Source organism: Micromonospora sp. WMMD956, assembly GCF_029626125.1.
GTDB classification, from domain to species: domain Bacteria; phylum Actinomycetota; class Actinomycetes; order Mycobacteriales; family Micromonosporaceae; genus Micromonospora; species Micromonospora carbonacea.
The window spans coordinates 5,802,988-5,817,463 of sequence record NZ_JARUBI010000005.1 but is presented as its reverse complement, the minus strand read 5'-3'; the positions used below and the strand labels follow the sequence as shown (position 1 = coordinate 5,817,463).

General features: G+C 75.9%; 9 protein-coding genes. 3 read left to right on the top strand and 6 right to left on the bottom strand.

The window, feature by feature from the left end; all coding sequences use genetic code 11:
• The first annotated feature begins 60 nt into the window (after positions 1–60).
• The gene (locus O7628_RS25490) at positions 61–546 is read left to right on the top strand and encodes a hypothetical protein (RefSeq protein ID WP_178064444.1); all 486 of its coding nucleotides are present in this window, start codon (positions 61–63) and stop codon (positions 544–546) included.
• 119 nt (positions 547–665) lie between these two features.
• On the opposite strand, the gene O7628_RS25485 is transcribed toward O7628_RS25490, so the two are convergent.
• The 4 genes from O7628_RS25485 to O7628_RS25470 form a co-directional block, all read right to left on the bottom strand.
• Entirely contained in the window at positions 666–2,927 is a 2,262-nt protein-coding gene (locus tag O7628_RS25485) for a catalase (protein ID WP_278134349.1), read from the bottom strand.
• A gap of 109 nt (positions 2,928–3,036) precedes the next feature.
• Positions 3,037–3,672, bottom strand: a complete 636-nt coding sequence (locus O7628_RS25480; protein WP_278134348.1) for a maleylpyruvate isomerase family mycothiol-dependent enzyme — start codon at positions 3,670–3,672, stop codon at positions 3,037–3,039.
• 106 nt (positions 3,673–3,778) lie between these two features.
• Positions 3,779–6,517, bottom strand: coding sequence for an AAA family ATPase (locus O7628_RS25475; protein ID WP_278134346.1), 2,739 nt, complete (start codon positions 6,515–6,517; stop codon positions 3,779–3,781).
• A gap of 72 nt (positions 6,518–6,589) precedes the next feature.
• The gene (locus O7628_RS25470) at positions 6,590–7,222 is read right to left on the bottom strand and encodes a hypothetical protein (protein WP_278134344.1); all 633 of its coding nucleotides are present in this window, start codon (positions 7,220–7,222) and stop codon (positions 6,590–6,592) included.
• A gap of 237 nt (positions 7,223–7,459) precedes the next feature.
• Between O7628_RS25470 and O7628_RS25465 the strand changes: the two genes are divergently transcribed.
• Positions 7,460–8,650 carry a pectate lyase gene (locus O7628_RS25465; protein WP_278134343.1) on the top strand — a complete coding sequence of 397 codons (1,191 nt, stop codon included), beginning with the start codon at positions 7,460–7,462 and terminating at the stop codon, positions 8,648–8,650.
• Between the two features lie 67 nt (positions 8,651–8,717).
• Here the strand turns inward: O7628_RS25465 and O7628_RS25460 are convergent, their stop codons facing one another.
• Positions 8,718–9,251 carry an SRPBCC family protein gene (locus tag O7628_RS25460; protein WP_278134341.1) on the bottom strand — a complete coding sequence of 178 codons (534 nt, stop codon included), beginning with the start codon at positions 9,249–9,251 and terminating at the stop codon, positions 8,718–8,720.
• A 57-nt stretch (positions 9,252–9,308) separates the two neighbouring features.
• Here O7628_RS25460 and O7628_RS25455 point away from each other — a divergent pair, with 57 nt between their 5' ends.
• Positions 9,309–9,806, top strand: a complete 498-nt coding sequence (locus O7628_RS25455) for a winged helix-turn-helix domain-containing protein (protein ID WP_178064439.1) — start codon at positions 9,309–9,311, stop codon at positions 9,804–9,806.
• Between the two features lie 129 nt (positions 9,807–9,935).
• On the opposite strand, the gene O7628_RS25450 is transcribed toward O7628_RS25455, so the two are convergent.
• A complete protein-coding gene (locus O7628_RS25450; protein ID WP_278134337.1) occupies positions 9,936–14,288 on the bottom strand; it encodes a carboxypeptidase regulatory-like domain-containing protein in 4,353 nt (1,450 codons plus the stop codon).
• Positions 14,289–14,476 lie beyond the last annotated feature (188 nt).

The following is a 14,476-nucleotide window of genomic DNA, read 5'->3' as shown; positions in this document are numbered from 1 at the left end:
CGACGACCGCCACCGCCCCGGCGGTCCGGCCCGGGTGCGCGGCCGTGCCAGGATGTCGCCGTGTCCTATCCTCCTCATTCGCCGTACCCGCCGGGCCCCGGCGCGGTCGCGCCGCTGACCGCCTACCCGCAACCGATCCCGCCGCCCCCGGGCCACGCCGTACTGGTCGTGTCGGTCAACCGGGGGCCCTACCTCGTCCCCGCCCCGGCCACCAGCAAGTTCAAGATCGACGGCCGGACGGTGCCGATCCCCGGCGAGGGCACCTGGCACGTGGCCGTCCCGGCGGGGCCGCACGACGTGCGGTACACCGACTTCATCGGAATCCCCGTCATCACCACCGCGCTCGTCGCCCAGCCCGGGGCCGCGCACCACCTGTCGTTCCGCTTCGGCGGCTGGCGCAACCGGGTCCACGACGGGCACGGCACCGACGTCACGCGCTTCGGCATGTGGTCCAACTACAGCATCATGCTCGTCACGCTCGCCGTGCTCGGTGTGCTGTGCTGCGGCGGCTTCGGGCTCGTCGCCGCCCTGTCCGGCACCTCCTGACCGGCACGTCCCGCCGCCCGCCGCCCGCCCGACCGGGGGCCGCCCGTCCGGCAGAGCCGGGGGCGGCCACCGGCGGGGGCGGCCCCTGGCCGGGACGGCACCTGGCCGGGGCGGCCCGGTCAGGCCAGCGACGCCGGGAACCGCTCCCACACCCGGTGCGCGGCCAGCAGCCGCTGCACGGCCGCGAGCGCGTCGTCGCCGGAGTCGCCCGCGACCACCCCCGGGGTGCCGACCACCCCCGCCGACTCCAGCACGGCGACGCCCGGGCCCCATGCGCCGATCGCCTTGGCGTGCCGCCAGCACTCCTGCACCAGCAGCAGCACGCGCGGGTCGACCGCCGCCGGGCCCGGCGCGCCCGCCTTCGCGTCGCGCGCCGGCAGCGCGTCCGGCGCGGGCGCGGGCGCCCCGGCCACCAGCAGCGCGTCGAACTCGACCGACCGGCCGGTGGCGAAGGTCCACTGCACCGGCAGCCCACCCACCGTCCCGCCGTGCGGGGCGATCAGCAGCGGCACCATGCCCGCCGCGAAGACGGCCCGCTGCACCTGGCCGACCCCGTCGACACCGGCGTCGGGGTCGACGACGATCCCGACCGTACGACCGTCCGCCGGCCACTCGCGGCCGACCTGCGACAGCGTGGGGCTGGGCGCGACGTCGGCCAACGGCACGGTCGGCTCCGGCGCGGGCAGGCCCAGCCCGGCGGCCACCTGCGCACACAGCACCGGGTCGACGTTCGCCAGGCAGGCGAGCTGACGTTCCCGGATCGCCTGGTGGTAGCACTTGCCCAGCTCGAAGGTGTAGGCGCGGACGATGTGCTCCTGCTCCACCGCCGACATGCTCAGCCAGAACAGGCGTACCTGGCTGAAGTGGTCGTCGAACGAGGCCGGGTTCGCGCGCACCTTCGGCGCCTGCGCCACCGTCACCGGCACGTCGACGAACGCGCCCTCGGCGTCGCCGGCCGGGAACGGGTTGCCGCCGTCGAGGGAGTTCGGCCGGTACGGCGCGACCCCCGCGTGCACCGCCTGCTGGTGGAAGCCGTCGCGGAGCATGTCGTTGACCGGGGCGTGCGGTCGGTTCACCGGGAGCTGGGAGAAGTTCGGCCCGCCGAGGCGGGTGAGCTGCGTGTCGACGTACGAGAAGAGCCGGCCCTGCAACAGCGGGTCGTTGGTGACGTCGATGCCCGGCGGCAGGTGGCCGACGTGGAACGCGACCTGCTCGGTCTCGGCGAAGAAGTTCGTCGGCGTCCGGTTGAGGGTGAGCCGCCCGATCGGCTGCACCGGCGCGAGCTCCTCCGGCACGATCTTCGTCGGGTCGAGCAGGTCGATCCCGGCGAACGTCTCCTCCGGCGTGTCGGGCAGGACCTGCACGCCGAGCTCCCACTCGGGGTACGCCCCCGCCTCGATCGCGTCGTAGAGGTCCCGGCGGTGGAAGTCCGGGTCCACGCCGCCGAGCAGCTGCGCCTCCTCCCAGGTCAGGGAGTGCACGCCGAGCTGCGGCTTCCAGTGGAACTTGACCAGCACGGTCTCCCCGGCGGCGTTGACCAGCCGGAAGGTGTGCACGCCGAAGCCCTCCATCATCCGGTACGAGCGCGGGATCCCCCGGTCGGACATGTTCCACATCGTGTGGTGCTGCGCCTCGGTGTGCAGGGAGACGAAGTCCCAGAACGTGTCGTGCGCGCTCTGCGCCTGCGGGATCTCCCGGTCGGGGTGCGGCTTGCCGGCGTGGATGATGTCGGGGAACTTGATCGCGTCCTGGATGAAGAAGACCGGCATGTTGTTGGCGACGAGGTCGAAGGTGCCCTCGTCGGTGTAGAACTTCGTCGCGAAGCCCCGGGTGTCGCGGACCGTGTCGGCCGAGCCGCGCGAGCCGAGCACGGTGGAGAACCGCACGAAGACCTCGGTCTCGCGGCCCTTGGCGAGGAAGCCCGCCCGCGTGATCGGCTCGGCGGTGCCGTAGCCGACGAACACGCCGTGCGCGCCCGTGCCCCGGGCGTGCACGACGCGCTCGGGGATGCGCTCGTGGTCGAAGTGCGTGATCTTCTCGCGGAGGTGGTGGTCCTGGAGCAGGATCGGGCCGCGCGGCCCGGCCTTGAGCGAGTGGTCCGTGTCGCGCAGCCGCGCCCCCTGCGACGTCGTCAGGTAGGTGCCCTGCTGGCCGTTCGCGGCCGTCGGCGCGCCGGTCGGCGCACCGGTCGGGCTGCGGGTCCCGGGGGCGCCCTGTTCCCCCTTCGGTGGCAGCGGACCGTGCGGCGTCGTCGGTTCCGCCACGGGGGGCGGGGCGCTGCCGGGCGCGCCGGGGGCGTCGGGGGTCAGGACGTCGGCGACCTTCCCCGCGGCGGCCTCGACGACGTCCTTGACCGCCTTGGCGGGCTTGCGAGCACTCATCTGGACGGGTACCTCCGGGATGCGGTGATGAACGGGCATCCGGGTCGTACCCTGCTGGGTTCGAGCAAAACGGACCAGACGGGTGCCGGGCCGCCGGGCCAGCGCCCGGTCAGCCGGGCCAGCGCCCGGTCAGCACCGCGACGCCGTCGCCGTCGAGCTCGGGCAGGGCCACCCGCCGGCCGGTCAGCGTGAGCAGCAGCGCCTCGCCGGCGCCCCGGACCACCGGGCCCTCGCCCGCCGCCCAGCCCAGGTCGGTGGCCTCGAACCGCAGCCCGGCGACCCGGCGGCGGTCGACGAAGCCGACGGCCCGGCCGCCGGTCAGGAAGTCCAGCGACGTGCGCAGCCGCAGCGGGTCCAGGTCGGCGGGCAGGCCCAGCGGGCGGCGGATGTCCTGCCCGTGCACCTGCACGTCGGTGAGCTGCCCGAAGAACCCGACCACGGGCGGCCGGAACGGGTGCTCCGCGTGGGTCCGCAGCGCCGCGGCCAGCTCGGCCGCCGGCCGGCGGGCCACCTGGCTGGCCAGGCGCGCGTTCGCCGCGTGCAGATTGAAACCGGAGCGCAGCACGAGCGGCAGGATCCGCCACGGGCTGACCACCAGCGGCGACACCAGGTGGCCGGCGACCTCCCGCACGGTCCAGGCCCCGCACAGGCTGGGGGTGTCGAGCTGGGCGGGGGTCAGCGAGTCGAGCAGGTCGGCAATGCGGCGGCGTTCGGCGGCGATCATCGCCAGCAGGTCGGAGGGCACGGCGACATTCTGCCCCCTGCGCGCCGCCCCCGGCACCGGCCGTGCGGTCCGCCCCGCCGGCCGGCGGACCGCCGTGCCGCCGGTCGCCGACGGCCGGCCCCGCCGGTCAGGCGGACGCCGGCCGCCCCAGCACCGCGCCCAGCTCGGCGCGGGTGGAGATGCCGAGCTTGCGGTAGGCCCGGGCGAGGTTGGCCTCGACGGTCTTCGGGCTGATGAACAGCGTGTCGGCGATGACCCGGTTGGTGCGCCCCTGCGCGGCCAGTCGGGCCACCCGCTCCTCGGTGGCGGTGAGCGTGGTCGGCGCGGCCGTCCGCCGGCCGATCCGGTCCAGCTCAGAGCGCGCGGCGGCGGCGAACGCGGCGGCGTCGAGCGCGCCGAACTCCGCCTCGGCCGCCTCCAGCGCCGCGCGGGCCTCCCGGCGACGCCGGGCCCGCCGCAGCGCCCGGCCGGCGACCAGCAGGCAGCGGGCACGGTCCAGCGGCAGCACGTCCGCCGGTACGGCCGCCCGCGCGGCGTGCAGCGCGGCGAGGGCCGGTGACGTGTCGACGCCTGCGGCGCCGTCGACCAGCACCCGGCTGCGGGCCAGCCCGAGGGTGGTCCACGGCCGGGGCAGCCTGCCGTGCCGCTCGGCGAGGCGGGCCAGGGCCCGGCCCGCCGTGTCGAGGTCACCGCAGCCGACGCACGCCTCGATCCAGTCCGGCTCGAAGCGCAACGCGACCGGCTCGGCGATCCCGGAGCCGGCCAGCGCCCCCGCCAGCTCGCCGTACGCGGCGGCGGCCTCGGCGGGCCGGCCGGCGCACAGCGCCACGAACCCGGCCAGTTGCAGGTGGATGCGCCGGCTCCAGGCGTCGTCGACCTCCCGGGCCCGGCGCAGTCCCGCCTCCGCGACCCCGGCGGCCTCGGCCAGCCGCCCCCGGTACGCGGCCAGCGTCCCCGCCAGCCAGGTCTCCCCGACCAGCGCGCTGCCGAGCTGCTCGCCCAGCTCCCGGGCGGCGGCGACGTGCGCCTCGGCCGCGGCGAACCGGCCGGCCAGCAGCTCCGCCTCGCCGAGGTGGGTGAGCAGCTCGTGCTGCCACGGCTCGTCGCCCCGCGCCGCCGCCCGGGCGCGCATGTCGTGCAGCCGTTCGCGCGCCCGGGCGTGGTCGTCGGTGGCCTTCCACCAGATCGCCGGGATCGTGCCGGCCAGCCACGACGGCTCGCCGGCCTCCAGTTCCAGCGCCCGGTCGAGCAGCCCGGTGCGGGCGGGCCGCCCCGCGCGCACCTCGTGGAAGAACAGCAGCAGCAGCGACGCGGTCAGCAGGGGCCGGTCCTCGTCCGCGCCGAGCAGGGCGATGGCGGCCTCGGCGTGCCGCCGGGCGGCCCCGGGCCCGTCGTGGAACAGGGTGAGGTGGGCGTGGATCCGCCCCGCGAGGGGGCCGCCGTCGGCGGCGGCCAGCGCGCGCTCGCCCGTGGACACGGCGGTGGCGAGGTCGTCGGCGAACCACGCGACCAACGCGCGCAGCAGCAGCGCCTCCGCCCGCGCCTGCCCGGTGAGCTGCCCGGTCACGGCGTCGGCCGCCGCGCCGGCCGCCGCGTGGTCGCCGCTGTCGATGCGGCAGCGCACCGCGGCCAGACGACGCCGGTCCCGGGCGTCGGCCTGGCCGGCGGGCGTGAGCTGCGCGGCCCGCTCGAACAGGTCGGCGGCGACGGCGGGGGCGCCCCGGGCGTGCTGGCGCTCGGCGGCGGCGGCCAGCTCGGCGGCGACCGCGCCGTCCGGCCCGACGGCGCACCGGGCGAGCTGCCGGGCGCGTTCGTCGGGGTCCGACACCACGTCGGCCAGCGCCCGGTGCAGCCGTCGGCGGACCCCGGGCGGGATGCCGCCCCGGACGGCCGCGGCATAGCTGGGATGGACGAAGCCGACCCGGTCCGGGGCGACGCGCAGCAGGCCGGCCTCCTCCGCGGCGTCCCACGCCTCCGCCGGCACCCCGGCCGCGGCGAGGTCCGGCAGGGTGGGCACGGTCAGCAGCGCCGCCAGCCGCACCGCGTCCCGGGTGCGGGCGGGCAGCGCCCGCAGCGCGTCGGCGAGCAGCTGCCGCAGCGACGACGGCACCGGCAGGTCCTCGCCGGGCCCCGGCGGGCGGGGCAGGCGCAGCACCGCCCGGGCCATCTCGATGGCCAGCAGCGGGTTGCCGCCGGCATCGCGGACGATCCGGGCGAACAGCGGGCGGCTGACCGCGCCGTCCAGCCGGGCCCGGACGATGTGGTGCAGGGAGCCGGCATCCAGCGGGGGCAGGGCGACGCGGGTCACCGGCGCGCCGCCCGGCCGGTCGTCGTCGAGGCCGAGGGGCGCGGCGGCGGGCCCTGGACCGTCCGTGCGCCGGGCGACCAGCACGACCGGCCGGGGCGCGAGCCGGCGCAGCGCGAACCGCAACGCCCGCTCGCTCGGCGCGTCGAGCCAGGGCGCGTCGTCGACGGCGAGCAGCACCGGGGGCCCCGCGCCGAGCGCGGCCTCGATCAGGGCCCGGGTCGCCGCGCCGACCGCCCGTTCGTCGACCAGCTCGTCGCCGGACGCGGCCAGCAGCACCATCTCGGCGGCGGCGCGCTGCGGCGGGGGCAGGGCCGGCACCGCGGCGGCCAGCGGCCGGAGCAGGTCGGCCAGCGCGGCGAACGGCAGCGCCGCCTCGGCCTCGGTCGGGGCGCAGGTCAGCGTCGCCCAGCCGGCCCGCTCGGCCCGGGCGACGAGGGCCCGCCAGAGGGCTGTCTTGCCGATGCCGCTGCGGCCTTCCACGAGCACCGGCGCTCCCGCGCCCAGCGCCCGCCACGCCCGGTCGGCGACCGCGTCACGCCCCACCAGGGAGGTGTCCATGGCGGGATGATGGCACGCGGCCGCCACCCGGGGGCGGCGCGGCGGCCGGCGGGACGGGGCGGCCGCCGGGCCTCAGAGCCGGCCGGCGACGGCGCGGGCGAGGGCCTCCAACGGCTCGCGGTTCTCCTCGGGGGCGTTGAGCCGCACCAGCCGGACGGCCACCCACCTGCCGGAGGCGTTGACGAAGACCGAGTCGTCGGTCGCGTACGCCTCGTCGCCCACGCCGGACAGCGCCCGCGTCTCGTGCCCGAGCGCCCGTTCGGTGTCGAGGTACGTCTTCGCGCCCTCACCGACGAAGACCTCGACCTGCGCGGTCGGCCCGTCGACCGGCGCGGTGTAGGTGCAGGTGTCCCCGACCGGCCTGCCGTCGTACAGTCCCCGGCCGGCGAGCTGCTCGGCCTCGGCCTTGCGGACCAGCGCGCAGGGGTCGGGCAGGCCCAGCGCGTCGTCTCCCGGCCCGGGTGGCTGCCCGTCGGTCGGGTCGGCCGCCCCGCCGGTCCGCGCGGCGGTCGGTGCGGCCGACCCGCCGGGCTGCGTCGCCACCGGGGCGGGCCGGTCGGCGGCGTCGCCCGGGTCGGCGGAGAGCGGGCCGGCCAGCCGGCCACAGGCGGCGGGGGCCAGCAGGGCGAGCAGCAGAACGGGGGCCAGGCGGCGGGCCCGGGCCGGGCGCGGCGGGCGGGCCGGGGGGTACGTGCGACGGGACATGCGCCTGACGCTAGGGCCCCGCGCCCGCGCGCCAATCGGGTGTTTCCCTATCCGGTGGCGGGACCGGGATTGTGTCGATCATCGATCTGCGCTCTGCTTGGCGAAAGCGCTTGCCCCGTGGGCGGCGCGGCCCGTCCGACGGACGGGCGTCCGGGCACGGACCAGGGTCCGCTCCGGCATCCGGCGGGCACCGGCTGCCGGCGTCCTCGCGGGCCCCACGTACAGCCAGGGAGCAACATGCTGCACAGACAGCGCCGAAAGTCCCTTGCCGTCGTCACCGCGGCGGCGGCCACGCTGGCCGCCGCGGGGGTCGTGGCCACCGCGGGCGTCGCACAGGCCGCCGCCGGCTGCCGCGTCAGCTACGTGGTCGGCTCGCAGTGGCCGGGCGGCTTCTCCACCACCGTCACCCTCACCAACGTCGGCGACCCCATCACCTCGTGGCAGCTCACCTGGTCGTTCGGCGCCGGCCAGACGGTCACCCAGGCGTGGAACGCCACCGTCACGCAGAGCGGCAGCGCGGTGACCGCCACCAACGCGAGCTTCAACGGCAACCTCGCCACCAACGCGTCGGCCGCCTTCGGCTTCAACGGCACGTGGAACAACAGCAGCAACCCGACGCCGACCAGCTTCGCGGTCAACGGCGTCACCTGCACCGGCGGGACCGGCCCGACCACGCCGGGCAACCCGACCACCCCACCGCCTACCACCCCGCCACCGACCACGCCGCCACCCACCACGCCGCCGCCGACCGGAACGTGGCCGACGCCGACCGGGCAGGTCGGCGTCAACGGCACGATCGCGGTCTCCGGCGTGTTCGACGGCGGCATGCGCCGCTACTGCTGCATCGGCGACGGCAGCCAGGAGGAGAGCCAGGACCCCATGTTCCAGCTCGCCGCCGGGGCCACCCTGCAGAACGTCATCATCGGCGGGCCCGCCGGCGACGGCGTGCACTGCGCCGGGTCCTGCACGCTGCGCAACGTGTGGTGGGAGGACGTGGGCGAGGACGCCGCCACGTTCCGCGGCAGCGGGTCGCCCACCTTCCTGGTCGACGGCGGCGGCGCGCGCAGCGCCAGCGACAAGATCTTCCAGCACAACGGGGCGGGCACGCTGACCGTCCAGAACTTCCAGGCGACCAACTTCGGGACGTTCTACCGCTCCTGCGGCAACTGCTCCACCCAGTACAAGCGCAGCGTCGTCATCCGTAACAGCACGCTGACCCGCCCCGGCAACACGGTGGCCGGGATCAACGTCAACTACGGCGACACCGCCCGGTTCTCGGGCATCACGATCGTCAACGACCCCAGCCGGGCGATGGTGATCTGCCGTAAGTACAACGGCAACAACACCGGCAGCGAACCCACCCAGGTCGGCACCGGGGCCGACGGCACCAACTGCCTCTACTCCTCGTCCGACCTGACCTACCGGTAGTCCCCGCCGGCGTCGCGGGCCCGCAGCGGCGCGGGTCCGCGACGCCGACGCCGGGCCCGCGCGTGGCCTACCGGGCCGCCATGCGGCGGGTCAGCTCGGCCGCCCGGAACGCGGCGACCTCGCGCGCCTTCGCCGCCACGAACCGCCGCAGCGGCACCGGCGCGTCGGCGGTCACCCCTTCCCGCACCCGGGTGCCGCCCGCCTCGGCGGCCAGGTCCACCACCGCGCGCAACGACACCCGGCCGGGGCTGCGCACGTCGCTGACCAGTTGCGCGCCCGGCCGGGTCGCCACCATCCGTACCCGGATCGGGTTGTCCCACCGCACCGGCCCGACCAGCCGGAACCGCTCGACGGCGAGGTAGCGGGCGACCGCCCGGCCCCGCGCGTCGTGGCCGGTGCGGACGTCGCGGACCGCCACGATCAGCGGCGACAGCCCGACGTAGCTGAACGGGTCGGACAGGTGCTGGTAGACCTCGTCCGGTGACGCCGCGACGACGCAGGTCGTCTCGAACGCGACCGGAGGTCTGCGGGCGTCGGGCACGTCGACATCCTGCCACGCCGAGGCGGCGGCACCGTCGGGAAGGGACATTGCCCAGGACATCGACGCACATTATTATGTCAACGCCGTTCCGCGAGCGGCTGGACGGGGAGGGCGGAGATGAGCGGGAGACCCTCCCTGGCCATCGGCATCGCCTCCTCGGCGTCGCACCGCCGCCGTCTCGCCGAGCTGTTCGGCGGGTCCGAGGCCGTCCTGATCGTCTCCAGCGTGGACCAGGCGCGACGGTTCCTCGGCGTAGCCGGCGGGCCCGCCGCCGCGCCCGCCGACGCGGCGGCCCACCGGGTCGCGGTCACCGCCGTCGCGCCGGCCGCGACCGCGCTGAGCATCGACTCCGACCGGCGGGTGCTGCGCTGGCGCAACCGCGAGATCGGGCTGACCCCGCTGGAGCACGACCTGCTGCGCTGCCTGGTGGGCACGCCCGGGCACACCTGGACCCACCGGCGGCTGCACCGCGAGGTCTGGGGCACCGAGCGCCTCGGCCGCGGCTCCGACCTGCACTCGGTGGTGCGCCGGGTGCGGCGCAAGCTGGCCCGACTGGGCGTGCCGGCGACCATCGACGCGGTCCGGGGGGTCGGCTTCCGGCTGGCGCTGCCCTGAGCCCCGCCCGCCGTCGCCCCCGAACACGCCGTGCTCGCGCCGACCCCCGGCCGGCCCGCCCGCAGACGCCGCCGGCCCGCCCGGTCGGTTGACCGGGCGGGCCGGGGTCGTCCCGTCAGCCGCCGCGGGTCAGCAGCGGATCGGCGTCAACGCGAAGTTCTCCACCGTGGGCGTACTGGTGTTGATCTTCGTCTGGCGGGTCTGCGGCTTCCAGCCGTCCTTCGCGACGATCAACGTGAGCGGGTTGTTCCGCTTGTCCAGCCAGTACGCGTACCGGCCCTGGTCGTCGGTGGCGAACGTCCACGACATCGCCCACGAGTCGACCTGCACCACCGCCCCGGGCAGCGGCGCGCCGACGCCCTGGCAGCTCGTCCCGGTCACCGTGCCCAGCAGCTTGCCCCAGGTCTTCGGCGGCTGGGCGGTCATCGTGACCGACACCGGCGCGACCGTGTACGGGGTGTCCTCGGTGATCACCACCGACGCCGTGTACGTGCCCGGCTGGTCGACGGTGGCCGAGATCCCGACGGTGACCGTGACCTTCTCGCCCGGCGCCAGCGTGGCGGCCGTCTTGTCGATCGTCAGCCAGCTGACGTCCGCGGCGGCCTCGGCGCACTCGCCGAAGCCGGGCAGCGCCTCGCTGTCCGGCGTCGCCGTGAAGCCGCCCGAGGAGCCGCCGACCTTGTAGAAGCCGCACGCCGCGCCGCCCCGGTACCGGGCGGTGTTGGCGTTCGGCAGGGCCGACCACGAGTTGCCCGCCGGGTCGTAGGCGAAGCCGGCGTTGGTGATCGCCCCGCCCTGCGAGCCGCCGACGACCAGCAGCTTGCCGTTGGCGACGGCGAACGAGCTGGCCCAGTTGTCGGCCGGCGCGTCGGCGATCGCGGTCCAGGCGTTGGTGCCCGGGTCGAAGGCGTAGCCGGCCTTCTGCGGCACGGTGCCGTCGTTGCCGCCGGTGCAGTAGACGACGCCGCCGATGCCGCCGCAGGACAGGAACGCCACCGACTTCGGGTAGTCGGGCAGCGTCTCCCAGGTGTCGCTGGCCGGGTCGTACCGGACTACGTCGTTGGACATCGGCGTGCAGTTCGCCGTCGTGCAGCCGCCCACCGCGTAGAGCTTGCCGGCGGCGACGGCCTGGCCGGCGGCCGCCCGGGGCAGCGGGTTGTTCGCCTTCTTCGTCCAGGCGTCGGCCGCCGGGTCGTACGACCAGGTGGCGGCGTCGGGGCCGGACGCGCCCCAACCGCCGGTCACGACGATCTTCCCGTCGACGACGCCGGCCGTGACGGCGTTGCGCGCGCCCGGCAGGTCGGCGATCGGGGCCCACGTCTGGGCGATGGGGTCGTAGGCGTAGTTCTTCGCCGACGACGCCGTGCCGTTGCCGCCGGCGATCGAATACACCTTGCCGTCCAGGCTGACCACCCGGTTGTCCATGATGTTGGCCGGGAAGTCGGTGACGTCCGTCCAGGGCGCGGCCTGCGGGCCGGTCGCGGCGGGGGCCACCGCGGCGGCGTTGCCGGACGCCCGCGCGGCCAGCGACGTGGCGGCCGTGATCCGCTGCTCCGGGGCCCCCTCGGCGGCCAGGATCTGCCGCTGGGTCACCCGGGAGCCGTCGGCCCGCAGCAGCTCGAACCCGCCGTCGCGCTCGCCGAAGCGGACGTCGACGGGTGCCCCGCCGGTGTTGGTCACGGTGAAGGTCTTGGCGACGGTGCCGGTGGGCATCCGCACCGTGCCGCTGACCTCCGCCGGCTGCACGGACAGCCGGCCCGCCGCGAGCTTGAAGGTCGCGGTGGTGGCCCAGTCGGCCTCCACGGTGACCTGCTTGCCCTGGCTGAGATAGCCGCCGGCCTTGGCGGTGAACCGGTGCGCGCCGGTCAGCGAGGAGAACAACCAGTAGAAGCCGTCGGGCAGCTCGGTGTCGTCGGGGGTGGCCACGGTGGTGGCCGTCTCCGCCGGCCGGTCGTCGCTGGTGACGGTCGCGCCGTTGACGTAGCCGTTGTCGTTGGCGTCGCGGACGTGGCCGAGCACCAGGCCGCCGTCGGTCGGCGCGCAGGTGACCTCGCTGCCGATCAGCACGTTGTCGACCTGCCACCACCACTCCCAGGTGGCGTCGTAGTAGTGGAACCGCACCTGGACCCGGGACTCGCCCGCCGCCTGCGGGATCGCGATCTCGGTGACCCGCGGCCCGCGCACGTCCGCCGCCTGCCGCAGCACGTTGGCCCAGGTCGCGCCGCCGTCCACGCTGAGGTCGACGTCGGCCCGCTCGGAGCTGACCCAGTTGAGGTCCTGGTTGAACCGGATCACCGGCGCGGCGACGTCGGTGAGGTCGACGACCGGGCTGACCAGCGAGGTGTCCTGCTTGCCGCCGCTGCCGTAGTCGTCGCTGTCGACGATCGCGAAGCCGCCGGTGCCGCCGGTGAGGTTGCCCCGGCCGCCCGCGTCGGTGAACTGCCACCCCTGGCCGGTGCCGGCGTTGTCCACGACCGACCAGCCGGCCGGGGCGCGGTCGCCGTCGAAGGTCTCGTACACCCCGTCGGAGCCGTACCCGTAGCCCGGCGCGGTGGTGCAGGCGGCCGGGTCCACGGTGACGGCGACGTTCTGGGTCTTGTTGCCGGTGCCGACCACGACCTCGCGGGTCACCGTCTGGTAGCCCGGGTACTGCGGCTCCACCTTCAGCTTGTACGTGGCCGAGGCGGGCAGGGTGAGGCTGTAGCGGCCGTTGCCGGGGGTGGTGTAGTCGGACACCGGGAGGCCCTCGACGCTGACCTTCGCGTACACCGGCCAGCCGTGGCCGGAGCCGTCGGTGACCGAGCCGCTGACGGTGACCGACGGCACCGCCGTCAGCGCGACGTCGAGCGTCGTGGTCGCGGCGGCGCGGACCGTGGCGGGCAGGGTCCGGGCGGCGTAGCCGAACGCGGTCACGGCGACCTGGTAGTCGCCGGCGGGCAGCAGGGACGAGTACCTGCCGTCGGCGCCGGTGGTGAGCTGCCGGGACGCCGGGCCGGTGAGGGCGACCGTGGCGCCGGGGACCGGGTCGCCGGTGGCCGCGTCGGTGACCGTGCCGGCGAGGGTGCCGGTCTCCCCGATCGGGGCGGCGTCGAGCAGGGCGAGGGCGTCGAGGCGGCCCTCGCCGTAGACGTTGTTGTCGTCGGCGGTGCCGCCGCACTGGGCGTCGGCGGTGTCGATCGCCGAGTCGTCCAGCAGGGCGCGGGTGGCCGCGACGTCGCCGACCAGCGCGGGCGCCGCCGACCACAGCAGCGCCACCGCGCCCGCGAGGTGCGGGGAGGCCATCGAGGTGCCGCTGAGGCTGCCGTAGCCGCCGCCGGGGATGCTGGAGCGGACGTTGACGCCGGGCGCGGAGATGTCGGGTTTGACGGCCCCGCCCTGGCCGGCGCCCCGGGCGGAGAAGCTGGCGATGGCGTTGTTGACGTCGTACGCGCCGGTGGAGTAGTTGCTGGACCGGCTGCCCGGCGAGCCGCTGGTCTGGCAGGCCGGGCCGCTGTTGCCGTTGGACCAGGCGCCGAAGATGCCCGACGCGGCCCAGGCCAGCGTCACGTCCTCCATGAACGGGTCGTTGGAGGGCAGCCGGGTGCCCCACGAGTTGTTGATGACGTGGGGTCGCTTGCTCGCGTCGGGGTTCTCGCCGTCGAGGTCGGTGGGTTCGAGCATCCACTGGCCGGAGGCGATCAGCGCCGCGTCGGTCGGGCAGCAGCCGTTGGCCGCGATCCACCGGACGCCGGGCGCGACACCGATCTGGTTGGCGCCGTCGGCGCCGGCCATCGTGCCCATCGTGTGGGTGCCGTGGCCGTCGCCGTCGCAGGGGCCGGCGGCGCAGTCGCCGGCCGCGTCGAACCAGTTGTAGTTGTGGTCGAAGGTGCCGTCGCCGTTGTTGCCCCGGTACGCCCGCACCAGCGCCGGGTGGTCGAACTGCACGCCGGAGTCGATGCTCGCCACCGTGATGCCGGCGCCGGTGACGCCGTAGCGCGACCAGACGTCGTCGGCGTTGATGTTGGCGATGCCCCACTCCAGGGCGTTGGCCGTCTTCTCGTCGGCCCCCTTCGTGACCTCGGGGAGCTCGTAGGCGACCGGCGCGTAGACGCCGTCGACCTCGGCGTGCGCGGCGAGGCTCTGCGCCATCGTCAGGGAGCCGCTGCTGACCTTGATGGCGTTGGTCGCCCAGAAGCTCTGGTACTTCGCGCCCGAGCCGTCGAGCTCGGCGCGGACCTTGGCCTGGCTGTCGGCGGCGGTACGCCGCAGCGCGTCCGCCACGGCGGCGCCCCGCTTGGTCCAGTCGGCGATCGCGGCGGCCTTGCTCAGGTCCGCCCGGGCACCGAAGTGGATCCAGAAGTCGCTCTCGGTCTTGGTCTGGAGCCGTTGGACCAGCTCGGGCCGGATCTTGTCCGCGGGCGTGCCGCCCGGCGCGGCCTGCGCCCCGGGGGCGGTCGTGGCCAGGGCCGTCGCCGCGAGGGCGAGCGCCGCACCGGCGCTCACCAGGCGCCTGGCCAGGCCCCTGGGGTGTGGACGTCTCAGCATTCGGTGCCGCCTCCTGCACGAACGACCCGCGGTTGGTCGGGCCGTGGCAGGGGTACAACGACCGAGCCTCCCGTCTGGACGCACGGCGACGAACCCCCGGGCCCCTCAGGCGTCGTGCGGGTCACGCCGGCCGCCTGTGGGCAAAC

Coding starts and splice junctions, on each gene's coding strand:
- O7628_RS25485 (WP_278134349.1), bottom strand. CDS start 2,927: ATGAGTGCTCGCAAGCCCGCCAAGGCGGTCAAGGACGTCGTCGAGGCC.
- O7628_RS25475 (WP_278134346.1), bottom strand. CDS start 6,517: ATGGACACCTCCCTGGTGGGGCGTGACGCGGTCGCCGACCGGGCGTGG.
- O7628_RS25470 (WP_278134344.1), bottom strand. CDS start 7,222: ATGTCCCGTCGCACGTACCCCCCGGCCCGCCCGCCGCGCCCGGCCCGG.
- O7628_RS25465 (WP_278134343.1), top strand. CDS start 7,460: ATGCTGCACAGACAGCGCCGAAAGTCCCTTGCCGTCGTCACCGCGGCG.
- O7628_RS25460 (WP_278134341.1), bottom strand. CDS start 9,251: ATGTCCTGGGCAATGTCCCTTCCCGACGGTGCCGCCGCCTCGGCGTGG.
- O7628_RS25455 (WP_178064439.1), top strand. CDS start 9,309: ATGAGCGGGAGACCCTCCCTGGCCATCGGCATCGCCTCCTCGGCGTCG.